General features: G+C 42.6%; 20 protein-coding genes. 7 read left to right on the top strand and 13 right to left on the bottom strand.

Features of this window, described 5'->3' with window-relative positions; genetic code table 11:
- Nucleotides 1–142 precede the first annotated feature (142 nt).
- Nucleotides 143–6,652: an AAA family ATPase gene (locus tag ABM313_RS19540; protein WP_434684831.1), complete on the bottom strand. Its 6,510-nt coding sequence runs from the start codon at nt 6,650–6,652 to the stop codon at nt 143–145.
- Between the two features lie 335 nt (nt 6,653–6,987).
- On the opposite strand from ABM313_RS19540, the gene ABM313_RS19535 reads away from it, so the two are divergent.
- On the top strand, nt 6,988–7,524 hold the full coding sequence (locus ABM313_RS19535) for an SMI1/KNR4 family protein (protein ID WP_434684829.1): 537 nt from the start codon (nt 6,988–6,990) through the stop codon (nt 7,522–7,524).
- Between the two features lie 90 nt (nt 7,525–7,614).
- On the opposite strand, the gene alr is transcribed toward ABM313_RS19535, so the two are convergent.
- The gene (gene alr, locus ABM313_RS19530; RefSeq protein WP_434684827.1) at nt 7,615–8,790 is read right to left on the bottom strand and encodes an alanine racemase; all 1,176 of its coding nucleotides are present in this window, start codon (nt 8,788–8,790) and stop codon (nt 7,615–7,617) included.
- A gap of 320 nt (nt 8,791–9,110) precedes the next feature.
- On the opposite strand from alr, the gene ABM313_RS19525 reads away from it, so the two are divergent.
- Complete coding sequence (locus ABM313_RS19525) at nt 9,111–10,433, top strand: family 10 glycosylhydrolase (protein WP_434684824.1); 1,323 nt, start codon at nt 9,111–9,113, stop codon at nt 10,431–10,433.
- Between the two features lie 15 nt (nt 10,434–10,448).
- Here ABM313_RS19525 and ABM313_RS19520 read toward each other — a convergent pair whose 3' ends face one another.
- The 9 genes from ABM313_RS19520 to ABM313_RS19480 form a co-directional block, all read right to left on the bottom strand.
- Nucleotides 10,449–10,832: a DUF5615 family PIN-like protein gene (locus ABM313_RS19520; RefSeq protein WP_434684822.1), complete on the bottom strand. Its 384-nt coding sequence runs from the start codon at nt 10,830–10,832 to the stop codon at nt 10,449–10,451.
- Complete coding sequence (locus ABM313_RS19515) at nt 10,829–11,071, bottom strand: DUF433 domain-containing protein (RefSeq protein WP_434684821.1); 243 nt, start codon at nt 11,069–11,071, stop codon at nt 10,829–10,831. Before ABM313_RS19515 ends, ABM313_RS19520 begins: the two co-directional genes overlap by 4 nt.
- A 78-nt stretch (nt 11,072–11,149) precedes the next feature.
- On the bottom strand, nt 11,150–13,087 hold the full coding sequence (locus ABM313_RS19510) for a pentapeptide repeat-containing protein (protein ID WP_434684819.1): 1,938 nt from the start codon (nt 13,085–13,087) through the stop codon (nt 11,150–11,152).
- Between the two features lie 78 nt (nt 13,088–13,165).
- Complete coding sequence (locus ABM313_RS19505; RefSeq protein ID WP_434684817.1) at nt 13,166–13,729, bottom strand: Uma2 family endonuclease; 564 nt, start codon at nt 13,727–13,729, stop codon at nt 13,166–13,168.
- 136 nt (nt 13,730–13,865) lie between these two features.
- Nucleotides 13,866–14,756 (bottom strand): AAA family ATPase, encoded by an 891-nt coding sequence (locus ABM313_RS19500; protein ID WP_434684815.1) that lies wholly within the window; start codon nt 14,754–14,756, stop codon nt 13,866–13,868.
- A 100-nt stretch (nt 14,757–14,856) separates the two neighbouring features.
- Complete coding sequence (locus ABM313_RS19495) at nt 14,857–15,519, bottom strand: alpha/beta fold hydrolase (protein ID WP_434684814.1); 663 nt, start codon at nt 15,517–15,519, stop codon at nt 14,857–14,859.
- Nucleotides 15,520–15,710: 191 nt separating this feature from the next.
- Complete coding sequence (locus ABM313_RS19490) at nt 15,711–15,824, bottom strand: photosystem II reaction center protein T (RefSeq protein WP_094531873.1); 114 nt, start codon at nt 15,822–15,824, stop codon at nt 15,711–15,713.
- Nucleotides 15,825–15,830: 6 nt separating this feature from the next.
- Nucleotides 15,831–17,360 carry a photosystem II chlorophyll-binding protein CP47 gene (psbB, locus tag ABM313_RS19485; RefSeq protein WP_434684811.1) on the bottom strand — a complete coding sequence of 510 codons (1,530 nt, stop codon included), beginning with the start codon at nt 17,358–17,360 and terminating at the stop codon, nt 15,831–15,833.
- A gap of 284 nt (nt 17,361–17,644) precedes the next feature.
- The gene (locus ABM313_RS19480; protein ID WP_434684810.1) at nt 17,645–18,742 is read right to left on the bottom strand and encodes a glycerate kinase; all 1,098 of its coding nucleotides are present in this window, start codon (nt 18,740–18,742) and stop codon (nt 17,645–17,647) included.
- Nucleotides 18,743–18,952: 210 nt separating this feature from the next.
- Here ABM313_RS19480 and ABM313_RS19475 point away from each other — a divergent pair, with 210 nt between their 5' ends.
- From ABM313_RS19475 to ABM313_RS19460, 4 genes are all read left to right on the top strand, one after another.
- Nucleotides 18,953–19,372 (top strand): hypothetical protein, encoded by a 420-nt coding sequence (locus ABM313_RS19475; RefSeq protein WP_434684808.1) that lies wholly within the window; start codon nt 18,953–18,955, stop codon nt 19,370–19,372.
- Between the two features lie 99 nt (nt 19,373–19,471).
- Nucleotides 19,472–20,077, top strand: coding sequence for a cytochrome b/b6 domain-containing protein (locus tag ABM313_RS19470; RefSeq protein WP_434688529.1), 606 nt, complete (start codon nt 19,472–19,474; stop codon nt 20,075–20,077).
- 145 nt (nt 20,078–20,222) lie between these two features.
- Complete coding sequence (locus ABM313_RS19465; RefSeq protein WP_434684806.1) at nt 20,223–20,966, top strand: molybdopterin-dependent oxidoreductase; 744 nt, start codon at nt 20,223–20,225, stop codon at nt 20,964–20,966.
- Between the two features lie 242 nt (nt 20,967–21,208).
- Nucleotides 21,209–21,403 (top strand): hypothetical protein, encoded by a 195-nt coding sequence (locus ABM313_RS19460; RefSeq protein ID WP_434684804.1) that lies wholly within the window; start codon nt 21,209–21,211, stop codon nt 21,401–21,403.
- A gap of 71 nt (nt 21,404–21,474) precedes the next feature.
- Here ABM313_RS19460 and ABM313_RS19455 read toward each other — a convergent pair whose 3' ends face one another.
- Together ABM313_RS19455 and ABM313_RS19450 are read right to left on the bottom strand one after the other, a co-directional pair.
- Nucleotides 21,475–21,813, bottom strand: a complete 339-nt coding sequence (locus ABM313_RS19455) for a P-II family nitrogen regulator (RefSeq protein WP_094531885.1) — start codon at nt 21,811–21,813, stop codon at nt 21,475–21,477.
- A 97-nt stretch (nt 21,814–21,910) separates the two neighbouring features.
- Nucleotides 21,911–24,700 (bottom strand): cation-translocating P-type ATPase, encoded by a 2,790-nt coding sequence (locus ABM313_RS19450; RefSeq protein ID WP_434684801.1) that lies wholly within the window; start codon nt 24,698–24,700, stop codon nt 21,911–21,913.
- Between the two features lie 356 nt (nt 24,701–25,056).
- Between ABM313_RS19450 and ABM313_RS19445 the strand changes: the two genes are divergently transcribed.
- Nucleotides 25,057–26,154, top strand: a complete 1,098-nt coding sequence (locus ABM313_RS19445) for an ATP-binding protein (protein ID WP_434684800.1) — start codon at nt 25,057–25,059, stop codon at nt 26,152–26,154.
- The last annotated feature ends 1 nt before the right edge of the window (nt 26,155 follow it).

Raw genomic sequence — 26,155 nt, 5'->3', positions numbered from 1 at the left:
GTAGAGCGATCGCGTAGTGGACTGTTTCATCTAAAATAGTGCAATAGGCGATCTGTCAAAAATTTGTCAAGACTGACTTTACCAAGTTTTCTATTACATCAATTTAGATGAAACAGTCCACTACTTGATTTCAAGTTAGCGCTCACACGTACTTTTGAATCATTTCTGTTAGAAGACTTAGTCTCACAGGTTTGCTGAGGTACTCATTAGCTCCAGCTTTTAAGCAACGCTCATGATCATCTTTCATCGCTAAAGCAGTCAAAGCAATAATGGGAATATCTACAAGCCCTAGGTCTTGACGAATCCGCTTGGTCGCTTCGATACCATCCATAATAGGCATTTGAATATCCATTAAGATGACCTTAGGGCGGAGTGATTGAACCAAAGCGATCGCCTCTTGACCATTTTCTGCAAAAGCTAGACGGTAGCCTTTTGCCTCAAGATATGTTGAGATGGTCATCACATTTGCCGCATCATCCTCAACTAATAGAACTAATGGAGCAGATAGTTGAAGTTCTGTTTGATCTGATTGTGAGTCTAAAGCTAACATCTTCTCAACTGGAGAGGGTGTTTCTGTCAGCCAAGGTAGATTTACGATAAAACAACTACCAACACCAACTTCACTATTAACCTTTACAAAGCCGTTGTGAAGTTCGACAATTTTTTTCACCAGTGCCAAACCTAAACCCGTCCCTTCGTACCTGCGATTGAGCGCACTGTCTATTTGGATAAAGGGTTGGAAAATTTTTTCAATATCCTCAGGCAAAATGCCAATACCAGTATCCTTGATAGTAATACGCAGAAAGCCTTGGGGAGAATTGGTCGTTGGATCTGGTAAAGGTTGTCCATCAACATAGAGAGAAACCTGCCCACCATCTGGTGTAAATTTGACAGCATTGCTCAACAGATTGATAAGAACTTGCTTAATCCGATTGGTATCCATCAGCAGAGATGGCAGTTGATTAGGAAGACTAGTTTGAAACTGAATCTGCTTTTTCTGAGCCTGTGGTTGGAGCATTTGCAAGCTGGCATAACAAAGCTGGACGATATTTGTAGATGCTAGGGTAAGCTCGAGTTTATCTGCTGTAATTTTGGAAAGATCCAGAATATCGTTGATCAGATTGAGGAGGTGAGTACCACTCTGATTAATCGTGTTCAGAGCCTTAAGCTGCTTAGGATTAATATCTCCAAAAATTTCTTCTTGTAAACCCTCTGTCATTCCCAAAATGGCATTGAGGGGCGTACGGAGTTCATGGCTCATGGTAGCAAGAAACTCATCCTTCAGGCGGGTGGCGCGAATCAGTTCTGCATTGGTGCGTTCAAGGTGTTCTTCATAGTTTTTGCGATCGCTAATATCTTGGGCTTGGGCAAAGGCAAATCCTTGTCCTTCGGATTCTAGATAATTACTCGTAATTTCCACAGGGAAAATTTTGCCATCTTTATGTTGGTGATAAGTTTCAAATCTCACATATTTTTTTTGAGTTAGATCTTGCCAGTAACGTGGCCATTCTTGGGGTTGGAGGTACGCATCAATATCCCAAATATAACGCCCCTGTAATTCATCTTGACCATAGCCAAGGCGAGAACAAGCAGCTTCGTTAGTATCCAGAACTAGACCATCCTCGCGAATCCAGAAAATTCCCATAGCGGTTTTATTGACAGCAAATTGCGTCAGTTTTAAAGATTTTTCTGTCTTTTTCAATTCGCTGATATCGCGCATGATCGTCGAGAAATGTTTGACTTCTCCCGCAGCATTCTTATGGGCGATAATCACTTGAGAAACTGGAATTTCTTGCCCCTTATTGTCTAGGAGAGCCAGTTCTCCTGTCCAACTTCCTTGCGCGATCGCCGTTGGCAAAGCTTGATTCAAGATGATTTCATTAACCCAGGCTGGATGACATTCTGAAATATCTTTGTGAACAGTTAAGTCTTGGCGCAATGCTCGGAGTGGCTTATTGTGCCAGATAATTTCTCCCTTGGCATTGGCGACACCAATATAATCGGGTGTTGTTTCGAGAACATCTATGAGCCTTTTTTGTTCAGATTCAAGTTGTTTTAGTTCCGCTAGAGAATGCTCTAACTGCTCTGCATAGACCTGAGATTGCTGATAGAGTCGAGCATTTTCTAGAGAGATCGCGGCTTGTGTACAAAGAAAGTTGAGAATGAGAATGCGATCTTTGGTAAAAACCCCCTGAGTTGATCGATTGCTAACGTACATGATACCCGCCAACTGTCCTTGGTGCAGTAATGGTAGACAGAGAATACTTTTGGGACGTTGCTGTTCGAGATATGGATCGATAATCGGCAGATCGGTGTCAAGATTGTCAATCACCAAGACTTCTTGGGTATTTTTGACATACTGAATCAATTTGATGGGGAAGTTGCAATCATTCTCAAGGAGTCTGTTGCATAGAGCAATGCTATGTGGTGTGGCGATCGCTCGTACTTGCCATTCTCCAGAGAAATTAGGAAGTATTAACGCACAGCAATCGCTCCCTGAATTTTGCAAAATAATCTGAGTCAGTTGATGCAGTAGCTCATCTAGGTGAATCGTACTAGAAAGTGCTTGGGAGGCTTTGAGAATACTGGCAAAATCAATGCTTTGGTTAAGACTGCTATAGTTTTTGCCAGTGCTAGAATGCACCGATATTGTAGGCGCAGCAACCGCCATCAGCATATTTAAAACTTCCCCTGAAACCGATGATGGGTGCAAAATGGAATGTAGCAGTTCAGGATAGCGCTGCTCTAAATCATCAATTTTAGCTTTAGTACCCCAGCGATAATAGCAATAATAAGCTTCTTGCATATAACTTGTGGCGATCTTTTCTTTGCCCCAGTCAATATAGAATTTAGCAGCCAGTTCATTCGCGATCGCTTCTTCTTGAATATAGCCGTTTTTCCTTGCGCCAGCGATGGCTTGGTCATATGACTCTATCGCATCTATTTTCTGTCCCAAGACTCGGAATTTTTCCGCTTCTACCAACAGCCACTTATGCAGAAAATTCATGGGAGCATGTACTGCCCAATTTTGCAACTTGTCTTGATTTTCTTCAACTCGTTGGAGCAATTGTTCTCTTTCTAAGCCCTGTTTTTCTGACATCAGAGCTAACTGAGTCAGGGAATCATAAAAATGGAATACTGCAACTTTGAAAGAGCCTGATGCCGCCGCTAGGTATTGTTTGGTGCAGTTTGCTGCATCTTGAGCTTCTTGCCACTGTTGGAAAAGGTAACAAAGGATCAGCTTGCTGATATACAGCACAGCCAGCTCATACAAGTCATCAACTTTTTTCTGTGATAGAATTCTGTCTTCTTGATACACCGTACCCTGAATCAGCCAAGGGCATTCGCTCTGCCCGCGCAAATTCAAAACAGATTGGCAAAAAATCCTGACATAGTTGTGTGCTACTTGTTTAAGCTGCCCCAAGGCTTGACCATATACCATCATTTCCTGTTCCAACGCCGCAAGTTCTTTACCGAAGAAAAAGGACAAGTAGCAGTAATTCCAAGCACAGTAGCCAGCATATTCCAATGCTCCGTTATCTAATCCGTTATGGTATCCCTCAACTAGAGGCTTTAAGGAACCCTGAAGATGATATTTCCAAGGTTTTATAAACGGATAGATTAAGTTATAAGTACTGGCTTTAAATTCATTATTTTTAAGCCCCGATAGAAGTGCCAAGGCCATTTCTGCTGCCTCATTACCCTCCTCAATAGCCCCCATCACGCCACACAAAACCAACCCATACCAAGCATAAGCCGAGGCTGACACCGATGTGTTTCCATACTGGACTGATAGTTGCACTTGTTTGAAAACAACCAATGGTAAAAGAGTAGGTACTGCTACGTAGACACCTGCCGTCATTGATGCCAAAATTCGGATTGCGGCAAGTGCTTTGGGATCAACCATTTCTGGCAGCCCCAGTAATTTTTCTAGTTGGTTTCCTGCCAACATTGATTGAGTTTCGTCCAAGCTTTGATCAATTTCTATCTGTGTGGGTTCTTTGGGAAATGTCACGTCCAATAATTCCAAGACAGAGAGTGCAGTTTCAATGGCTTTTAGTTGCTGGCTTTGAGCTACATAGGCTAAAATTTTGGCTTCGTAAACTTTCACCTTATCCAACAACTGTCGAGCATGCTGGAATACAACATGAGCAAAAACTTCCATTTGAGAGAAATCTCCACTCAAACAGGCTACTTCGGTGGCTAGTTCGTAGAGTTCTAACGTCATTTCGTAGCTTTGTTGCCAACTATCGTCAGGCAATAATTGAATGCCTTTGGTTAGATAATCCATAGCAGCCTGATAAGCCGTTGATGCTTTAACTTTTTTTGCGGCTGCCAAATTGAGTGTTACTAGTTCGTGGCGCTCATGGGAAGATCTGATTGATTCTGCACCCTGATTGAATTGATTAATGATATCTAATAGTTTTTCCTCTCTTTCTGCCAGAGGAGTTGCCTGCAATAATTGCTGCCCTATTTTCAAGTGCATTGTTTGCTTTAGAGTATCAGGAATAAGCGAGTATGCAGCTTGTTGAACGCGATCGTGCAGGAATCGATAATTGAGGATTTCATTTGGTTCAAGTTGTTTCGCATCTGACTCTCCTAGTCCTCCTAAATCTCCTAAATAGAACTTATAAAGAATGCTTTGTGGAAGAATCAAGCCATCCTGCAAAGCTCGCCATAATGCTGTCGCCACTTCCGTTTGGGATTGCTCCGCAACAATTGCCAGCGTAGTTAAATCAAATTGCGCTCCAATACAAGCCGCTAACTTTAACATCTCTTTGGTCGATTCTGGCAATTTCTGTAACTGTAAAGCCATAAACTTGACCACATCATCAGTCAAAGCCGATTCTCGAACTTTCACCATATCGCATTGCCAGTGATCGGCATCGTGGTCAAATGTAATCAGTTGCTCTTGATACAATGTCTTTAGGAACTGAGTAGCGAAGAAGGGATTACCTTGAGTCTTTTGCATAACCAGTTCTGTGAGGGGATAAGCTAGCGATTCTCGGGCATGTAGCGTATCGGCAATCAGGTGATTAAGACTAGCAAAGCTGAGAGGTTGAAGCGTAATCGTATGGATGGGAACCTCGATTTTTTGCATCTCATCAAGGCTTAACATCAGAGGGTGAGCAGGAGAGACTTCATTATCACGATAGGCTCCTAGCAATAGCAAATAGCCTGTCTGCACATCAGCCATTAGCACTTGAATCAAGTTTAAGGATGCCGAATCTGCCCATTGCAAGTCATCGACAAAGATCACTAATGGATGCTCGGCGGTAGTAAACACCTGAATAAACCGTTGGAACAGTAAGTTAAACCGATTCTGAGCAGCAGTTCCCGATAATTCTGGTGCGGGAGGCTGAGCGCCGATGATGCGTTCTAAAGCTGGAATCAGTTCAACAATAACTTGAGCATTTTCCCCCAAAGTTTCTAAAATCTGCGTCTTCCAAGTTTGTAGCTGTATATCACTCTCACTGAGCAGTTGCCCAACTAGGTCGCGAAAGGCTTGCACAAAAGCTGAAAAGGGAATGCTGCGATTAAACTGATCGAACTTGCCTTTGATAAAGTAGCCCCGTTGACGTGCGATCGGTTTATGTACCTCATTAACTACGGCAGTTTTACCTACCCCTGAATAACCCGCCACTAGCATCAGTTCTGATGTTCCCTGAGATACCCGATCAAAGGCTGATAGTAGGGTGTGAACTTCAGCTTCACGTCCGTAAAGTTTTTCGGGAATGAGGAAGCGATCGCTTAAATCTCTCTGTCCTAGTCCAAATTCAACAACTGCGCCCGTTTCTTGCCATTGAACTAAGCATAGTTCCAAATCATGCTTGAGAATAATCGCACTTTGATAACGATCTTCAGCATTCTTTGCCATCAGTTTTGCCACGATCGCCGCAACCATCACAGGAACATTAGGGTTGACCTCATTTACCACCGCAGGAATTTGAGCTATATGGCTATGGAGCAATTCCAGAGGATCTTCGCTGGTAAAAGGAAGTTGTCCAGTCAGCAGTTGATATAGTGTTACACCTAGAGCGTAAAAGTCAGCCCGATAGTCAAGCCCTCTGTTCATCCGCCCCGTTTGTTCTGGAGCCAGATAAGCCAGAGTTCCTTCTAGGTGTTTCGGACTTTGGAGTACTTGAGTCTCTTTTGGCAGCAGCGAAGCAAGGCTAAAGTCTATCAGCTTAACTTGCTTGGATTTTGGGTGAATCAAAATATTCGCAGGTTTAATATCTTTGTGAATCACCCGATGTTGATAAAGTTCGTGGCAAATATCAGCAAGTTGGATCGCGATATCAAGAATTTCTCTGATAGTGAGCGAATGATGTTGATAGTATTGACTTAAGGAAATCCCCCCAAAGTCCTCCATGACTAATGCGTAGCCATTACCACAGTGTAATAGTTGTAGATGGCGAATAAAGCCTACAATAGGTAAGTTTTTCGCGACCGTGTATTGATTGCGAAACTGCACTAACTCACTAAATGTGGGATATTCCTGAGCTAAGATCTTAATAACTACAGGCTGCTGGGTAACACTCTCTACCGCCCGATAAACTATAGTTCGGGAACCCTGATAAACAAGCTCAACAAAGGTATATTCAGAGAGTTGTTGTTTTGCTTGAGCTAGTTGATTGGCAAAGCGCGTCATAGGCTCAACAGACAATTGATATAGAAAGTAATTATATAGCTATAGCCACCTGTATCAGGACAAATAAAAACCAAATAGTGTGAGGCGGCGCGAAGCACCACCTCACACTATTTGGTTTTATGTCTTACAGGTTATTTAGGGTTTGTGTAATACAGAGAAGTTTTGGAAAAGCTTGCGAAGCAAGCTTTTCCAAAACTTCTCTGGTTTTTGAGAAAGCGCAAAGCGCTGTAACAAGAATGGCGACAGCTATAAGTATGCACTCATTTGCCAAATGCTATAGTTGAAATATAGAAGCGCTAGTCAAGAAATACTAGAAATTTTAAGCACCATAATTTATGCAAGAAATCTGGTTAAGAATAGAAGCTTGGCTAAGAACCAATGCTCCAGAACACGTTGATATATTAGCGGCAGGAGCTTCTGATGTTCAAATTAGTGAATTAGAAGATTTGCTTTCTATCCAACTTCCTGAAGATGTCAAATCCTCCTATCGCATTCATAATGGACAAACATCCTATAACTATGGATTGATTAATGGATGTGAATTCTTATCTCTAGAGCGTATTGAGGATGAATGGCAAATCTGGAAAGGACTTCTAGATAGTGGAACATTTCAAGATGAAGATGGACAAGATCAAGGATGTGAACCTGATTTAGGTATTTGTAATGTTTGGTGGAGTTCAAAATGGATACCTCTAACTTATGATGGTTGTGGCAATCATGATTGTCTAGATTTAGCTCCTGCAGAAGGAGGAAACATCGGACAGATTATCTCAATGTGGCATGATGATCCTGAGAGAAAGATACTTGCACCTAGTTTTCGAGATTGGTTACAGAATTATGCCAAGGGGTTGGAGCTTAGGATCTCAAATTAAATAACTTGCAATATTCAAAACCCAGTATTGAGGAGGCGGGCTTCGCCTGCCTCCTCAATACTGGGTTTTATTTAATTTGCGATCCTTAGCTCACTCAAGTCCAATTTGTGATGCTCCAGATAATGCTTCAGACTTCCTAATTTCGCCTACCACATTAATTCTAGGGAGACGATGCTTAAACCCGCAGAGAACTTCCCAAGAAATTGTACCTAATAAATTAGCCCAATCATCAGCAGTATTCTCTGAAGCTCCGCCTAGAAATGTCACTACATCACCAACGTGAACATTTGAGACATGTGTAACATCGATCGCACATTGATCCATCGTAATTGTGCCGATCTGAGAAACTTTTTGACCATTCACGGATACACGAATGCGATTGGATAGACCGCGTGAAATGCCATCAGCATAGCCGATCGCCACAGTTGCGATCATCATATCCTGTGACGCTATAAATGATCGTCCATAGCTCACACTTGTCCCTGCTTTAATTTCTTTAACTTGAGTAATCCGCGCTTTGACCGTAAGCGCAGGACGGAGATCGACAATATTTTTAAGATGAGGCGCAGGATAAAGCCCATAAATACCTAGTCCAGTTCGCACAATATCGAAATGAATTTGGCGATCGCACAACATCGCGGCTGTATTACAAATGTGAATACGTGGCGGATAAAGCCCCTCAGCCTTAAGTGCGACAATTATTTGCTCAAACCTCTTAGTTTGCAATTCCATGAAGGTGCGATCGCAATCATCGGCAGTGGCGAAGTGCGAGTAAACACTGATAATTTCTAAATTCGGCAAATGCTGCACCAGTTGCACAAAGGCGATCGCCTCTTGCCAATTTACGCCCAATCGCGACATGCCTGTATCAATTTTGAGATGGACAGGAACCTGTTCGCCAATTTGCGAAAGAACATCGTGGTAGATCAATGCTTGCTTAGGATTACAGATTGTTGGTTGTAAGCGATATTCAGCGATCGCCTTGATCTCATCAACCCCGTTCGTTGCACCTAAAACCACAATGGGAACCGTGATTCCCGCACAACGCAACTGAATCCCCTCAGGAATTGTGGCAACTCCTAACCAAGTCGCACCCGCCTCGATCGCGGTTTGACTGACATCGATTGCCCCATGCCCGTAGGCATCAGCCTTGACGATCGCCATTAACTCCGTAGGCGCAGTTAGCAGAGACTTTAATTGCTGCACATTATGCTTAATTGCTGAGAGATCGACTTCCACCCATGCTCGATGGTTTTGCTTGAGCATTACAGCGCACTCCTCATACGGTGATTTGGTTTACAACGCCTATAGCATTGCAAACTTCATAATTATTTTTAGCTTACAAAACGTTATATTAATTTGATTCGGCAAAAATACGCTTGTCTCGCCAACGAGATCTGTAACAAACTCAAAATAGCTTTTTAAGGCTAATTTAATTCTCAGATCAGAAACTAACTCTAGCTTTGACGAGTCTTGCTCAAAACCAGCATCGCCAAAACTAGACTTACAATGAGAATTGCGATCAGTATTTTTACTTAGTTTAATTATCGATACTTATGCGACTCATGCAACTTATACGAAGTTTTATGCCTCAAAATTGGCAAGAAAATAATTTTAGGCATAATCTTAAACATAGCTTTAGGCAAATGTTGCGATCGCGCAAACGTTTTTTGTCATTTCTTTTTGTCGTAACTTTTGCAACCACAATACTCTTACATAGCCTGATTCCTGTATTTTTAGTGAATGATCAGGCGATCGCCCAAATTAAATCACAAATTCCGCAGTTAACCCAACCCAGCATTCCACCAAGTCCACCCATCAATCAGCCTGTAGACAAGCGCCAAGAGATTCGGGGCGTATGGCTAACCAGTAACGACTTCTCAGTAATTCGCGATCGCCAACAGCTTAGTGAAGCTCTCAAGCAACTCAAGCAACTCAATTTCAACACCATCTATCCCGTTGTCTGGAATTCAGGCTATGTGATGTATCCCAGTACGGTCGCCCAAGAGGCAGGAATTCAGCCCTTTGTCTATCGCGGTTTGGAAGGACAGGATATTGTTGAAGACATCATCGCTCAGGGGCATCAAAATAATTTGTTGGTGATGCCTTGGTATGAGTTTGGGTTTATGGCTCCTCAAATGTCTGAGCTAGCGATCGCCCATCCAGATTGGCTCACCCAACAACGCAATGGCGATAAAACTTCAATCACAGCCGCAGGTGAAGTTGCATGGCTCAATCCTTTTCATCCTGAAGTGCAGCAGTTTTTGACTGACCTTATATTAGAAGCTGTCTCTAAATATGATTTAGACGGTATCCAGTTTGATGATCACACTAGCCTTCCCAAAACCTTTGGCTATGATCGCTACACTCTCAATCTTTATCGCCAAGAAACTAAAAAAGAAGCTCCCGCCGATGTCAATAATCCTGATTGGGTACGCTGGCGAGCTAACAAGATTACGGCTTTTATGTCAAGGCTAAGTAAAACTGTGAAGCAAAGAAAACCCAATGTGATTTTCTCAGTATCTCCCAATTATCATGACTTCGCCTACAGACAACAGTTACAAGACTGGCTAAGCTGGGTGCGTCAGGGCTTTGTTGATGAATTATTAGTACAAGTGTATCGCGATGACCTAGATGATTTTCTGGCTCAAATTAGTCGTCCTGAAATTGTGGAAGTACAAGGTAAAATTTCCACAGGGATCGCCATTCTCTCTGGACTCCGCAATAGTAATGTGCCGATGTCTAGGGTTTATTCTCAAGCTGTAAATGCCAGAAATCGTGGTTTAGGGGTTTCTTTCTTTTATTTCAAGAGTTTATGGGGCTATGGTCCCGAATCTGTTGCCGATCGCCAAAGGGATTTTCAATATCTATTCCGCAGTCCTGCACCAAGATTTGCCAATAGAAATTAATAATTGACAAGCGATCTAATCATCATCTTGGACTAACGCTTTCCTGACTCTAAATTTATTTTTGTCAACAATTACAGTTGCTCCAACTATCTCTAACATATCTACACTATCGATAAATTTCTCTAATACTTGCCGAATTTCTATTGCGGTTGCCTCAAATGGAAATCGTAAGACGACTAAACCGCAATGTGTGTTTGGTGGGTAAGTTTTTATATTTGCCCATCCAAGGTCACGACTGATAATTATTCGTTGTTCTTTTTGAGCAAATACAAATAGTTCAGGATCTTTTGTGCCACTTAGTCCAGAGGTCTTTACATGAATAGTGTCATAACCTTTACCATTGAGTAGGTTTTCTAAACTCAATGGACAATCTTCGTCAATCAGGAAACGAAATCTCAACTGACTTTCTCCATTGGATAAACTGTCTCATAGCTTAGGAGTTCGGCAAAGTATGTCAAAGCTACAAGTATTTGATCTCGAGTGACCGCATATTCCTGGATGACTTCTTCATAGCTCATACCTCCAGCGAGGGAACCAATAATAATGGCTACGGGAATACGTGTACCTTTCAATACTGGTTTGCCATGTTGGATTTCTGTATCGATTGTAATGGAATCAGTTAAGGTGTTTGTTCTCATCAGTTATCTCCTTTTAACTTTGTTTTGACTTATTTAGGCGATCGCACATTTCGCAATCATGTTAAGTACTTGTCGCTATTAAGCTTGCCAAATACTGAGAATTGCGGCTGCGATTTTCTTAACGGGATCAATGAGGTTGGCGGCTTTGCTAATTACGCCTGTGAAGGCATCTAGCAAAATTGGGAGCATTCCCTTTTTTTGTGATGGGTCTTTGGCTGACATCTCGCCAATTTGGTTGAGATATTCGAGAGCTTTTTGCTTTTCGGGTGGGTCTAGTTCTGAGGAACTTTCGACTGTTTTTTGGAGTTGTTCGAGGAGTTCAGATAGTTGTGGTGCTTCGGGTTGGTTGGTTTCGCGGAGTTGTTGGAGGGTGTTGGTGACAGTGCCGCTAATGTCGCGACCTGCTACGCCTTGTAAGTCTTTGCCGCTAACGCCTAAGTTATCTCTGCCAGTAAAGAAAACATCGCCGCCTGATTGAATTGATTTGTCTGTCATGGTGTCACCAAATGTAGAGTGGGGTGCGTAGAGTAATTTTTGATTAGCTTGATGATAAACCAAGTTTTGTAAATATTGAGATGTGGGGCGTTCTTCTAGTTTTGCTGTTGCTACGGCTAGTTGTTTTTCTAGTTCAAATCTCTCTATTTTATTTTCTAAATCAATGCGATCGAGTTTTTGCTCAAGTTCCCATACTTTTTTATGTGAAGCCTCTAATTGTTGGTGCATTTCCTCATAGTCTTCGGTGAATTGGGCGTGCATTGCACTTTTTGGAGCATCTGATACTGTATTAAAACGAACTATTCTATCGCCATCACCGAAATCTTCCACTGATTTAAGGGAAATTCCCATCTCACGGTAATTGTCCATCAAGTTATTGAGCGCAAAGTCAAAGGCTTGAGGATCAATGCCATTACGGAAGAAAAAATCTAGGCTTTTGGTTGACTGAGTAACAAGCTTGGCAAAGTCACCTTGTTCTAGAAAACCACTCGCTGGCTGACGTTCAGTTCTTGCACTATCAAGAAATATATGACTACAGACAACATCAGTAAAATTTGTTTCTGACGTTATTGCCCAATTTTCAATACAAGCTCCAGAAAAATTTGCACCTGTAAAATCTGTTCTAATTGCTTGGACATTGCAGAGATTCGTATTTTCCAGATCTGCTTGACTGAGATTGGTTTCATTTAAATTTGCTGCGGTTAGATTTGCACAACGAAAACTCACTTCCATTAAATATAGACCAGACAGATTGGTAAAACTAAAATCCTGATTCATCCCAATTCGCGTTACACATAGTTCTCTAATCAGTGGAATATTGAGATAGCTTGAGAACTTACATCGTTTAAAATCAGCATGAGTCCAATCAGTAGCATATATACTTGTGTCGGTAAAGTCACAGTTTCTCAAGATGGCAGATGTAAACTTGGCACCGATGAGTATTGACTCTTTAAAAGAAGTTCCAGTTCCATTCTTAATCTCCTTAAATGCCGTTTGTAAGATTCGATAAGTAAAAAAGAAGATTGAAAGTGACAATAAAAACGAGATAATTCCACCAAGGATATAGCCTTCACTAAAACGTGTAATGGAATTAGTACCTATAAATATTGCTAGCGCTGCAACCATAAGCGCAAATGGAATCTTACCTGTACCTGCAATTAAACCACCTTCCCCAAGTTCTCCCTCCCCTACGCCTGTCATCGTAGCAATAAATACACCTATAATTCCTCCTCCAATTCCACCCGAAATTACATCGGTAAAACCACCTAAGCCAAAAGCTCCCGCAATCTCACCTATAACTGTAGATACAATAACAATTGCAATCACAATCGCAAACGCGATAAATATTTGTTTACGGCTTTGACCTGCTCTCACCTCAGAAAAATCTGCACCATCTAAGTTAGCGTAGCCAAAGTCACATCCCCGTATATCAGCCTTCCGAAAATTCGCACCAGCAAGATTTTGCCCCTTAAACGAGCGATTCCGTAAATCCTGATTAGAAAAATCTAGCGGCTGAGTCATAAGTCAAAGGTATTTGCCCAAAATCAAAGCATCAGCAAATATCTAAAATATTAATGGTAAATCCCAAAATTAGCAAAGTTATATGCTTGCCATTACTTGATTCATCGATAGAGAAATGCTGGGAAAAATATCAGAGGCAATGAGATCGGCTTCTCTATATACTTTCTCGATATAACTTCCATTTACCAAATTTAAAACCGAAAACGTTCCCACCAAAAAATCAACAATCCAATATTCGGGAATCCCAAATTGTGCATATTCCTTCCGCTTCTCGACGGTATCTACTGAGCGACAAGTTGGGCTGACAATCTCAATTACCAACAAACATGGCTCATGCAAAATATCTGGCTGATTTCCTAAGCTTTTTGATTGAGCAACGGTCATGACCAAGACATCAGGACGGCGAGTTCTTTTACCATTGAATATTTGAGTACTATTGACACGAACACAGTATGGATGATTGGAGTGATTTATTTCTGACTGCAAAAAGAAAGCAAAAAACATCATCAAATCATTATGAAATACCGTTGCTGGAGTCATTTCAACCAATTCTCCATCGTTAAATTCATAACGGCGATCGCTGCCATCTTCATAGGTGAGATATTCCTCAAATGTCATTTTTTTCGCAGTGGTGACGGTCATAGCTTTCCATCCTTGCTCTTGAATTGTGAGTAAATCTATTGTATCTACCTAAATCTAAATAATCACACTTAAATTAAAACCCAAGAACCTGTAGCACACGCGCAGCGTGTGTTACAGGTTCTTGGGTTTTAAGTATTTAATGCACCTTTCCTACGGGCATATATTCTTGAATAAGATTACGCTGACTGACCCGATCGCCTTCAGCTAACAAGCGATCGCCTGCCTCTTTGAGAGTTCTCATATCAAAACTCGGTGGACGAAATTCAGGTAAAGCCTCAGTGCTATTGACCAACCGTAACGACAAACGATCTAAACCAATTTCATAGACAAACTTCCGCACTTGCTCATCATACAAACTTGATCGCAGAGAACCAAAGAAATCAATCGAGCGATCGGGATACATATCCACCAGCCGTTCAATTTCCCATTGCGGAATATTGTCGGGCGCAAAAATACCACTGACAATACCAATGCGATCGCTGCGATCGGGTTGCCAATAAAACTTCTCCATCCGTCCATCACGCACCAACGGCGCATATAAAGTCGAAAAATCATTCCCCGTCACAATAATCGGTACACGTCTAATCGGATTGCTGTCATAGCTCCCTGGAAGCTGCACATTCGTTGGGTTATCAGCAATATTCATCAACGTGGCATTGACTAACTGAGTGTTCACCGTATATTGCGTAGTGCTATCAACTCGTCCTGCCCCCGCATCGAGATCGTTAATTAATAAAGCGCACATTTTGCCCCGCACCTTCACTAATTCCGAAGCTTCACGATAGCGCATCCTAATCAATCGTGCAGGATCACCAGCATCAGGGCTTTCCAACTCACCACCCGACATTCTAATCGGATCAATCCCTAGTTTCTGGAAAGCTAGCTCACATTGAAAAGACTTACCTTCACCCTTGCCCCCGTGAATACCTAAAATTAGCGGCACATTCACATTTGGCAACTTCATAAAATTCTTGGCAAGATGTACAGCCAATTTATCCAGAAAGCGCGGTGAAATGTAATAAGACATACAGATTAATTTTAAGAACTATTAGCAATTTAGCCTATCTCAAGGCTCTCTTGGGATCTCATTTCTTGTTAATCCGTTGGCAAAGTTCTGAAGTTTAGAGTTACAAAGGGTTTTGAGGCTTTGCCCAAAATTCTTGAATTGCTTGAATCACTCTAGGATGAGTCCGTAGATCGGAGTGATTGACTCCATTCAAACAAATAAAATGAGCATGTTTGATTTTCGTGGACTCAACCGTAACCATTAGATCCCAGCCGCCGATAATATGCCCCGCGACAACTAATGTCGGAATTACCGCCGCAATCTTTTCGGCTAAGTATCGTCTATCTTCACTCAGATGTTTAGCCATGCCAATCCTAAATCCCCAAGCACTCATAATTTTGGCAACATCTGCACCGCCAATGGGAGAGCCTAAAAGGACTAAAGATTCAATACGAGGCAACCATTCGGGATGGCGAGATAGGACTTCTACCCAAATGACTCCACCAAGTGATGTAGCAATGATCCGCGCAGGTATATCTGGATAAGCTTGAAACGTTTGTTCAGCAGATTTAGCTACTTTTTGAATAAGCGGGGCGATCGCAAAATGCGTTTCAATCGAGAACCTAAATCTATCTGGTACGAAGGACGGTAAAGAGCCTAGATAAGGGGCAATAATTTGAGATGCTTGGGGAGCAACTTTTTTGGCTAGAGTCTCCATAGCATAATTGCCGTCACTCATACCATGCTGGGAAAATACAATGAGTTTTGGGTGTTGACCTTCCATAGGTAAAATTTTCGTTTTATAGATAGGACTAGCCAAGAACTCAAGTTCTTGGCTAAAAGCTCAAGTCCACTGAAGTGGACTACAGAATATTATTAATTAACCCGTTTCAACGGGTTTGAGCTTATAGCCCGCACTTGAGTGCAGGGCTAATGCTTCTAAATAAAAAAGCCCGCCTAGGCGGGCTTTTTTATTTACTTCTTATCTTTAGAGTTAGAGATAACCTTAGGAGGTTCACGGAAGAAGATTGCAAAGAAGAACAAACCAATCAAACAAGCGAAAATAAAAGTGTAAGTGAGAGCTTCCATTAGATACTATGCCTCAACAGCGCGAGTAGTTTTGTCGCCAACTTTTTGGAAAGCACCCCATTCAACTTGCTCTTCGCTGAGTTCTGGGTCAACCCCAGCAAACACATCGCGGAACAAGGTACGAGCGCCATGCCAAATGTGACCGAAGAAGAAGAACAGAGCAAATACTGCGTGACCAAAGGTGAACCAACCACGAGGGCTAGTACGGAAAACACCGTCAGAGTGATTCTTTTCTTGATCAAATTCAAAGATTTCGCCTAGCTGAGCTTGACGAGCGTACTTCTTAACGGTTGGAGCATCGGCAAAAGATTTACCATTCAACTCACCGCCAAAGAAAGATACAGTTACGCCAGTTTGCTCAACACTGTACTTGGATTCAGCACGACGGAAAGGAATGTCAGCACGAACAACGCCATCTTGGTCTTGTAAAACGACAGGGAAGGTTTCAAAGAAGTTAGGCAAGCGGCGAACGCTGAGTTCACGACCTTCACCGTCTTTGAAAATTGGATGTCCTTGCCAACCTTGAGCAATACCATCACCATTGTTCATCGGACCAACGCGGAACAAACCACCCTTCGCAGGGCTGTTACCAACATAGTCGTAGAAAGCAAGTTTGTCAGGAATTTTCGACCAAGCTTGTTCAGCACTCAAACCAGCATTTAGCCCTGTTTGAACACGACGCGAAATTTCTTGTTGGAAAGAGTTGCTATCCCACTGATAGCGGGTAGGTCCAAACAATTCGATAGGGGTTGCTGCCGAGCCGTACCACATGGTTCCAGCGACAACGAAAGCTGCAAAAAATACAGCCGCAATACTACTGGATAGTACAGTTTCGATATTCCCCATACGTAGAGCTTTGTATAGACGCTCTGGTGGACGCACGGTCAAGTGGAACAGCCCAGCGATGATGCCCACGATACCTGCTGCAATGTGGTGAGCCACAATACCACCAGCGTTAAATGGGTTAAAACCGTTAGGTCCCCATTCAGGAGCAACAGGAGCAACGTGACCAGTCAAGCCATAGGCATCAGAGACCCACATCCCAGGACCAAAAAGACCTGTTTGGTGGAATGCACCGAAGCCAAAGCAGAGTAAACCAGATAAAAACAGGTGAATGCCGAACATCTTAGGCAAGTCCAGAGCAGGCTCGCCTGTGCGAGGATCTCTAAATAGTTCCAAATCCCAGTTAACCCAATGCCAAATCGCAGCAAGGAAGAGTAAACCAGAAAGTACGATGTGTGCGAGTGCAACACCTTCAAAAGACCAAAAACCGGGGTCAGCAACTTGTTCGCCAGTAATTGTCCAGCCGCTCCAAGAATTAGTAATGCCCAGACGGGTCATAAAAGGCATTACATACATACCCTGCCGCCACATGGGGTTGAGGACGGGGTCACTGGGGTCAAAAATTGCTAACTCATAAAGTGCCATCGAGCCTGCCCACCCTGCTACGAGAGCAGTGTGCATCAGGTGCGTGGCAATCAGTCTTCCTGGATCGTTCAGGAGAACTGTATGCACTCGATACCAGGGTAATCCCATTGCAAATGTTCCTTAATCTATGTAGTGAGTAAGATCTTAACGATTCTTAATTTTAATTTATGATAATTGATCCTGACTTGGGTAATCACTCAAAATACTTAAAGTAATATGAGAAAATACTATTTTCAGAATCGTTAAATCAGTCGAGTTATTTTATTTGTAACATCATAATAAACTATTCCCTCCGATTGATTGCGATAAAACCTAAAAAGCAAGAGCTTCGCTTTGTAAAAGACCATAGATAGAGTTGCGGCGCTTCGCGCCGCAACTCTATCTATGGTCTTTTAGCTATAAATCCTTGTTGGTAAATGCGATCGCGATATTTCGACCACCAGATCAGCACATGAGGCAGGGTAACCCCGATCAATCATGCGGGGCATAAATAGTTCAGGATGTAGCGCTTTCCAAAAATATTCAACAAATTCGGTGATTTCTGCGTCACTCATCCCTGATTTGCCATCAGCTATGAGGTTATGCTCGGCGGCAAGCCGCCATTGCAGACTGTAGCTGTAATCTTCAGGAACAAGCACGATCAAGCTATCGAGATATTCCCAGAGTGGCAGATAGTTGTAGAGATTGGCATTACATTCGAGGGCAAATTCGCGATCGCTTTCTGACAAAATTGGTGGGACAAAATTACGAAAAGCCGAAATTGGTAAGGGGTGCATCCCCACAAACCAACCCTCAAACAAAACAATATCCGCACCATCGGAAATTTCTGGCTCAATGCGATCGCCTGCACCATTGTGCAGCGATTTATCAAAGCGGGGAATGGAGATCGGTTGAGGATGATCGGGATTGCGATCGCGCAATTGCTGCAAAACTTGCATCCCCAGATCAATATCGTGGGTGCTAGGGGGACCACGCCAAATCAGATCGGGGCGGCGATCACGTAGTTTTTGGCGATCTACATAAGTCTTATACAAGTCATCAAGAGAAATGCTTAAAAATGTTTTGCCGAGATATTGCAGCAAAATATTTAGCACTATACCCAATGTAGTTTTGCCAGTGCCTTGACCTCCCAGTAATCCTTGAATAAATGGTCTAGCAATTTTTTGTTGATGATGGGCTAGGCATTGAGCAAGGGGCAGCCAATAATGCCATAGCAGGGGCAGAGTTGCCGATGGGGGATCGATTTTGACATTGTGCAGCGCTAAAGTTTCTAAAATTTCTGGATAAACTAATCGTAAAAGTTGAGAACGCTGATCAACTATTTCGTAAATCACCTTTAAATTTATATTTAAATCATAATTACTAAGAGCTAACCGATCAAAGCAATTATTTTCTCTTAATTCATTCAGCAATAAATCATAATCAGTATTAGCTAGTCGATCGCCTTGGACTAATAGTTCAAAAATTCTTATAGGTATATTTTCAAGCATTTCCTTACCCTGTCAGGCTTCTGCATAGTTTGCTACGCAAATCAGTTATAAAAATCACAAATTTACAAAAATTAAGCTATTAATTAACCATCACTTAACCTAGAATTGACGCAGTGAGTAATTATACGCAAGCTCCTCCACAAAATCACGGATAGTTACTCACTCAAAAAATAACCAAAACCTTTACCAAAAAGACAAAATCCAACAACTATGAATCTCAAAGCTCTTTTGATCATTGCTAGCCTTAGCCTATCTGCTGGATTAGTTTCTTGCGCCACAGAAACCCCTCAAACTCCTACTGCTACTCCAGCCGCTACATCCACTCCTGCTGCTACCGATGCTGCTAAAGACAAGGCTGCAACTGATGCTAAACCTGATGCCACTAAAGATGCTAAGCCTGCTGATGCTGCTAAGCCTGATGCCGCTAAAGATGCTAAGCCTGCTGACTCAATGGCTAAGCCTGATGCTGCTAAAGACAAGGCTGCAACTGATGCTAAGCCTGCTGACTCAATGGCTAAGCCTGACGCTGCTAAAGATGCTAAGCCTGCTGACGCAACGGCTAAGCCTGACGCTGCTAAGCCTGCCGATCCAACGGCTAAGCCTGCTGACGAAACTAAGAAGCCTCAGTAGTACTTAAACAAAAAAAGAGGTGACGCAAAGCGTCACCTCTTTTTTTGTTTTTTGAGGCTGCAAGAAGTTGGACTAGAATCTAAGCAAACCTCTATAGGAATGGTTATGCGATCGCCAACTCAAGATCAGACGCTCAAGCCCAAACAAGATTTACCAGCCAAAATTTTTCATTGGGTAAGTCTCGTCAGCTTATTTTTAATGATCACTAGTGGCTTACAGATTTATAACGCTAATCCTGTATTTGGTGGGCGCGGTGGTTTTCATATTCCTGCAATTTTGGGGCTAGGGGGATGGTTAGCAGGTGGGAGACATTGGCACTTTGCTGCAATGTGGCTATTTGCGTTAAATCTGCTGTGGTATGGAATTTATGTTTTGCTAAGCAAGCGTTGGCGACATCGATATGCGAGTAACAAAGATGTTAAAGCCTTAATAGTTAGCCAAAATACCAAGCGCAAAAACTATGCTTGGCATCGCTTGGTTTACACATTTCTAATTCCGATCTTATTGTTATCAATTTTTACAGGGATCGGCATGTATAAGCCAGCCCAGTTCTATTGGATCGTAGATAGTTTTGGTGGCTGGGATGCGTTGCGAATTACGCACTTTATGGCAGTACCAATCTCATTAATTTTGGGTGGTATTCATTCTCAATTGGGGCGAAAAGTGGGTGGCGATCGCCTGCTAGATTCAATGTTTTGGGAATAATACCAATTCACAAAAGTGTTGACACACTTTTGTGAATTAAAAACCAAACCCAGTAAGGGTTTTAAAAGCATAAAATGGCTACGCTATTTTGTGCCTTGGTATAAGTAAAGGCGGCGCTTCGCGCCGCCTTTGTTATATTTAAGTTATGTCACAAGAACCTGAACAAAAATTACCAAACTCAGAGATTGAGTTAGATGAGACTGATTTAGTCCCACGCCGCCGCTTTTTGTCACTAGGAGGCGCAGGATTGCTAGCGATTGGCTTTGGTAGCCTTGCTGAGGGTTTAGTAGGTAGTTTATCGGAGCCATTAAATCAGCAGGTTGAGTCACTGATCTTTAAACCACAGCAGCCAGTTCCAGAATTTCCAATTAGTGCGATCGAGCCAGATAAATTAATCATTAATAGTTTCCGTGGTACACCAGTAATTAACCCTCTGGCTTATCGCCTCACGATTGACGGGGAAGTAAATAATCCCTTGAGTCTAAGCATGGGAGATCTCCAAAAAATACCTTTTACTGGCATGGTTATCCGTCATGTATGTGTTGAAGGCTGGGCGGCGATCGTGCAGTGGGGCGGTGTGCGGTTAAGAGATTTAATAGCGATCGCAAAGCCATCTGCTCAAGTTAAATACGTATATTTCTATTCAGCAGATGGCTATTACGAAAGTTGGGATATTGACTCGGTGATGCATCCGCAAACCTTAATGGCTTATCAGAAGAATGGGCAGCCTTTAACACCAGCATATGGTGCGCCATTGCGTCTTGCCTCACCTGTCAAGCTTGGCTATAAGCTCAGTAAATGGGTAACTAGAATTCAGCTTACAAGTAGTCTTGGCAAAAAACGGGGTTATTGGGAAGATCTCGGTTACGAGTGGTATGCAGGGCTGTAGATGACAATAAGATGAACGCAAAGCGTTGTTACATCTTATTGTCATCTACAGCCATTTGCGGCGTGCAAAGCACATCGCAAATGGCGAAAAAGGGTAAGAATCGCTAAGCGATTCTTACCCTTTTTCGCTTTTGTCAAACTGACGTTAACTTTTATTACGATTCTTATGTTATTTTCAAAAATAAGGATGCGTGGAACGTTGCGATTTTCATCCTGATGCTCTATCCAGACTAGGTAAAATCTATGCGTTTAATATTTACATCTAGATTTAATCGATTCCAGACTATTAATGCCACACAAGCATGGTCCTTATTTCTCACAGGCTGCCAAAAAGATGATTCACTTGGGAAAAATCCGATGATTGGGAAATATGTAACCGTCGCCATTCTAGGAGCGCTCATTGCTCAAATATTAGAATCTATTTTGCTAGCATCCTAAAAAACATTAAGAGAGTCGGCACTGCGTGCCGACTCTCTTAATATGGCTAGTTATTATGGTGTTCAGAAAACTTAGACAGCTTCTAAATCTTTTTCACCAGTACGAATTCGGATAATTCGTTCTACAGGAGATACGAAAATCTTACCATCGCCAATTTCACCAGTACGGGCAGCAGTAATAACTTTGTCTACCACCATATCAACTTGATCATCTTCGATGACAATCTCGATTTTGAGCTTTTGTAAAAACTCAACTGTATATTCAGAGCCACGATAGCGCTCTGTTTGTCCTTTTTGACGACCAAAACCACGTACTTCTGATACCGTCATACCGACTACGCCAGCATTTACCAGAGCAATTTTGACTTCGTCAAGCTTGAATGGACGAATGATTGCTTCAACCTTTTTCAAATTAACTCCTCCACTGATTCTTGAACTTTAATACACTTGAATCGCTACCCAAATTTGTAGCCTAGCATACTTTTTAGGATTGTCATTCAGATTGGGGCTAGGATTGACGTTGCCACAACCACCAACGAATTACCAATTTCTCTAATTCTATCCAAACAAACATCAATGCGCTAAAACCAAAGCAAATTGCCAATTCTGTTGGGGTGATTAAATGTGTACCAAAGAAATTACGGAATGGCTCCACGTAAATCAGTACCAATTGTAAGACTGTAGTCATAATCACTGATCCCCAGACATAAAGATTTGTCATTGGGTTAAGCTCAATGGTTAGCTGCGTGTTGGAACGAATAGCGATCGCATGACCCATTTGCGCTAAACACAGAGTCGTAAATACCATAGTAGCCCAACGCTCTTTGTCATAGATGTCACTGAAGTTGGTGGTAGTGTAACCATAAGCCCAAGCCATAAGCGCGATCGTGATAATTGCTAAGACAATCCCAATTCTGACCATGTAAGATCCCATTCCTCTGGCAAAAATATTTTCGCGGGGATCAACAGGAGGTCTTTTCATCACGTTTGGTTCGGCTGGCTCAACGGCAAGTGCAAGGGCAGGCAAACCATCAGTAACAAGATTCATCCATAAAATCTGCAAAGGACTAAGAGGCACAGTTAAGCCTAGCATTGGAGCCGCTGCAATCGTAATGACTTCGCCGATGTTGCTTCCAAGAATATATTTAATAAAACGGCGAATATTTGTATAAACTACACGGCCTTCCTCAGTAGCAGCAACGATCGTCGCAAAGTTATCATCCAGAAGAATCATGTCACTGGCTTCTTTGGATACATCAGTACCAGTGATCCCCATAGCAATACCGATATCAGCTTGCTTCAGTGCAGGTGCATCATTCACACCATCGCCAGTCATAGCTACAAACTGATGCTGTCTTTGTAAGGCTTGGACAATCCGCAGTTTATGCTCAGGGGAAACTCGGGCATAGACGCTAACTTGTCCAACTTCCCGATCAAGATCTTCGGGACTCATGCGTTCTAGCTCTCGACCAGTGAGGACGAGATCGCCTGACTCAGCAATCCCCAAATCTTCGGCGATCGCCTTAGCAGTAAGTTGATGATCCCCAGTGATCATTACAGGACGAATACCTGCTTCACGGCAGCGCTTCACAGCTTCACGAACTTCTGGACGTGGTGCATCCAACATGCCCACTAAGCCAACCCAAACTAAATTGCTCTCATCTCTTTCGTTAATTCCGTCTTCTGGTAACTCCGAGAAATTACGATAGGCGAATCCAAGGACGCGCAATCCACGGCTAGCAAGTTCATTATTTTGCGCGAGTACATGTTGACGTTGAAAATCCTCAATTTCACGGATCTGATCACCAATTTGAATATGGGTACAGCATTCTAGAGTCAATTCAGGTGAACCTTTGCAAAAAAGTACATTCCCCCCATGCTCACCTTGTACCAGCACGCTCATACGTTTGCGTTCCGATGAAAAGGGAACCTCAAATACACGAGGCATCCGATGCTGCCATTCCGATGCTTCACAACCACCTTTGCTTGCTAGCACTAGCAAAGCACCTTCAGTAGGGTCGCCGATGATAATCCATTCACCATTTTTTTGCTGCAAGATTGCATCATTACAAAATACGCAAGCCATCAACAACTGCTGAACTTCAGGAATATTATTCACAGCAAAGGCTGAATCTTTGCTCGCATCTCCTAAGATGCTGAATTCACCTATCGGCGCATATCCATCACCTGTAACTTGCAGAGAATGTAGCCCTGTGCGAATTCCTTGCACCACCATTTTATTTTGGGTAAGAGTTCCTGTCTTGTCAGAACAGATTGTCGTGACAGAACCTAGAGTCTCAACGGCTGGTAAACGGCGAATTAGAGCATTTCTTCTGACCATACGTTGAGTTCCCAAGGCAAGGGTGACAGTCACCACCGCAGGCAAGCCTTCAGGCACGACAGCAACCGCCATACTCAGTGAAGTTTTGAGGAGTTCACCAAAGTTGCCTTTATTGAGCATTCCGACTAGGACAACTAGGGCTACTAAGGCCAGAGAACCGCTTACCAGTACATTCCCTAATTGGGTCATCCGTTGCTGTAATGGCGTATCTTCATTTTCGACATCTTGAATTAGGGCGGCAATTTTTCCTAATTCGGTTTGCATTCCTATCTTTGTAACTAGCACCTTGGCGCGTCCCTGCACGACCTCCGTACCTTGATAAACACAATTCAGGCGATCGCCCAAACTCGCTTCTTCTTCTAGAACCAGTTTTGCTTCTTTATTAACAGCTTCAGCTTCCCCTGTTAGAGCCGATTCCCGCACTTGCAAATTCTGTTCATCGAGTAATCTTCCATCAGCAGCAATCTGTACCCCTGCTTCTAAAAGCATAATATCGCCAGGGACAAGCTCCTTACCGTTGATTTCGATGACTTCACCATTGCGAATCACCCTCACCTTGGGCGAAGACATGCGCTTCAAAGCTGCAAGAGCTTTTTCGGCGTTAGTCTCTTGCATATAGCCGAGAATGCCGTTAAGCAATACAATTGAAGAAATGGCGATCGCATCCTTCGGAAATTCGTTATCCCTAATATCTAGGACAGCCGAGACCACAGCAACTGCCATCAGCATGACCAGCATGATATTTGTGAACTGATCAATAAAGATTTGCAGTGAAGATCGCCCAGCTTTTTCAACTAGCTCATTAGCTCCATAACGCTCGAATCTAGCCGCAACTTCTTGGCTAGTAATGCCTTGCTCAGCATCACTTTGGAGTAATTTCAGCGATTCATCAGCAGTAAAGGTATGCCAACGAGCTACTGGAGGGGCAGAAGTAAGATCTTTTGTCTCAAGTGCCATCGATATTTTTAGGTAAACGGTTATCACCATAGTACTAAAAAATAGTAATTATCGCCTTAAAGAATCTTGAAGCAAGTAAAACCCTTGCTGAGGTTTGTACTGCCGATGGCAGTACAAACCTCAGCAAGGGTTTTGTGAAAGTCTGACTTATAGCAATGTAAGTTTTGCTTAGGACATAAAACCCAAAAGATGAGTGGCGGCGCTTCGCGCCGCCACTCATCTTTTGGGTTTTGATTTGTCCTATCTATCTCTTGCGTAGCTATAGGTGGGCTTTCACAAAATCAGCTTTATAATGAAAATTGCCAAAGACCAGCAGTGAGAATTAGGGTGAGGAAGAATTACGATACAATTGCGTGATGATTAACAATCCATTTTTGCCCCAGAAATTGGTGGGTAGACAAACAGAATTAGAGCAAATTAGTCAAATTTTGTTAGAAGATGGCGATTTGCTGATCGCAGGTGTTGCTGGAAGTGGGCGCAGAACTTTGGTCAAATGGGCTGCTCAAAAAGCTGGTGCAAGAGTAATTACTTTAGATTGTTTACGAGCAACTGATGGAGATCGCTTCTTAAAACTATTAGCTGAAAGTTTGCTCAGTACCTTTGATCAGCCTGAAGAACTGATCAAGCTGCAAAGTTTACTTAAGGATGAGCCGATTACTTTTGAACTAACGGAACAGTGCAAACCTCGGATGATTTGGAAGCTTTCCTCAACAGGGATTTGGAATTTATTTAAGAATTTGCTCAGCTTGCCACAACAGATGGCAGAATGGCTCGATTGCCGAGTGGCGATCGTCTTGCATAACTTCACGCATATCCGTTCATGGGATCGTAAAGGTGAATGGGAAGAATATTTGCGCCGCGAAATTCAACTTCAGAGTCGGGTAAGTTATATTTTGATCGCTACAGTCCCTGAACCTTGGATGCATAAGTTAAGTTTAAATGTGGTCGAACTTCCACCGCTTAGCAATGACGAACTTTGCAAATGGCTAGAACCAACCATGCAAGAAAAAGGATTGAAGTTCGATCCCCAAACTAGCGTATTAAAGCTATTTACAGAATATATCCAAGGAAATTTGAGTGATGCGATCGCTTTAACTAGACGCATTTGGCTGGATTATCTCACTCAAATAAATGCTCAATCTGAGTTTCTAATTCAACCGCATCATGTCCATCAAAACATGTTGGCACTAATCGAAGATCTTGCTCCTACCTTTGAGTCTTTGATCATGCTCTTACCGCCCACTCAAGTAAGGGTACTAGAAAGCCTTGCGATCGATCCCACAGTTAGCCCCCATAGTCGTGAATATATTCAAAAACATCAACTTTCTAAAGGTGGCAGCCTTCAAGGAGCATTGGATAGTTTGGAACAAAAGGGACTAGTCTATGGTGCAAAATATGGCTATCGGATTGCACTACCCACATTACAGTTTTGGCTGAAGCAGCGCTTAGGATAAG

The sequence above is a fragment of the Pseudanabaena minima str. Chao 2107 genome (assembly GCF_051131155.1).
GTDB classification, from domain to species: Bacteria; Cyanobacteriota; Cyanobacteriia; order Pseudanabaenales; family Pseudanabaenaceae; genus Pseudanabaena; species Pseudanabaena minima.
This window is presented reverse-complemented; position numbering and strand designations above follow the sequence as displayed.

What these genes read in the sequence shown, in the direction of transcription:
- ABM313_RS19540 (WP_434684831.1), bottom strand. Translation starts at nt 6,652, where the DNA reads ATGACGCGCTTTGCCAATCAACTAGCTCAAGCAAAACAACAACTCTCT.
- ABM313_RS19535 (WP_434684829.1), top strand. Translation starts at nt 6,988, where the DNA reads ATGCAAGAAATCTGGTTAAGAATAGAAGCTTGGCTAAGAACCAATGCT.
- alr (WP_434684827.1), bottom strand. Translation starts at nt 8,790, where the DNA reads ATGCTCAAGCAAAACCATCGAGCATGGGTGGAAGTCGATCTCTCAGCA.
- ABM313_RS19525 (WP_434684824.1), top strand. Translation starts at nt 9,111, where the DNA reads ATGCCTCAAAATTGGCAAGAAAATAATTTTAGGCATAATCTTAAACAT.
- ABM313_RS19515 (WP_434684821.1), bottom strand. Translation starts at nt 11,071, where the DNA reads ATGAGAACAAACACCTTAACTGATTCCATTACAATCGATACAGAAATC.
- ABM313_RS19510 (WP_434684819.1), bottom strand. Translation starts at nt 13,087, where the DNA reads ATGACTCAGCCGCTAGATTTTTCTAATCAGGATTTACGGAATCGCTCG.
- ABM313_RS19505 (WP_434684817.1), bottom strand. Translation starts at nt 13,729, where the DNA reads ATGACCGTCACCACTGCGAAAAAAATGACATTTGAGGAATATCTCACC.
- ABM313_RS19500 (WP_434684815.1), bottom strand. Translation starts at nt 14,756, where the DNA reads ATGTCTTATTACATTTCACCGCGCTTTCTGGATAAATTGGCTGTACAT.
- ABM313_RS19495 (WP_434684814.1), bottom strand. Translation starts at nt 15,519, where the DNA reads ATGGAAGGTCAACACCCAAAACTCATTGTATTTTCCCAGCATGGTATG.
- ABM313_RS19490 (WP_094531873.1), bottom strand. Translation starts at nt 15,824, where the DNA reads ATGGAAGCTCTCACTTACACTTTTATTTTCGCTTGTTTGATTGGTTTG.
- psbB (WP_434684811.1), bottom strand. Translation starts at nt 17,360, where the DNA reads ATGGGATTACCCTGGTATCGAGTGCATACAGTTCTCCTGAACGATCCA.
- ABM313_RS19480 (WP_434684810.1), bottom strand. Translation starts at nt 18,742, where the DNA reads ATGCTTGAAAATATACCTATAAGAATTTTTGAACTATTAGTCCAAGGC.
- ABM313_RS19475 (WP_434684808.1), top strand. Translation starts at nt 18,953, where the DNA reads ATGAATCTCAAAGCTCTTTTGATCATTGCTAGCCTTAGCCTATCTGCT.
- ABM313_RS19470 (WP_434688529.1), top strand. Translation starts at nt 19,472, where the DNA reads ATGGTTATGCGATCGCCAACTCAAGATCAGACGCTCAAGCCCAAACAA.
- ABM313_RS19465 (WP_434684806.1), top strand. Translation starts at nt 20,223, where the DNA reads ATGTCACAAGAACCTGAACAAAAATTACCAAACTCAGAGATTGAGTTA.
- ABM313_RS19460 (WP_434684804.1), top strand. Translation starts at nt 21,209, where the DNA reads ATGCGTTTAATATTTACATCTAGATTTAATCGATTCCAGACTATTAAT.
- ABM313_RS19450 (WP_434684801.1), bottom strand. Translation starts at nt 24,700, where the DNA reads ATGGCACTTGAGACAAAAGATCTTACTTCTGCCCCTCCAGTAGCTCGT.
- ABM313_RS19445 (WP_434684800.1), top strand. Translation starts at nt 25,057, where the DNA reads ATGATTAACAATCCATTTTTGCCCCAGAAATTGGTGGGTAGACAAACA.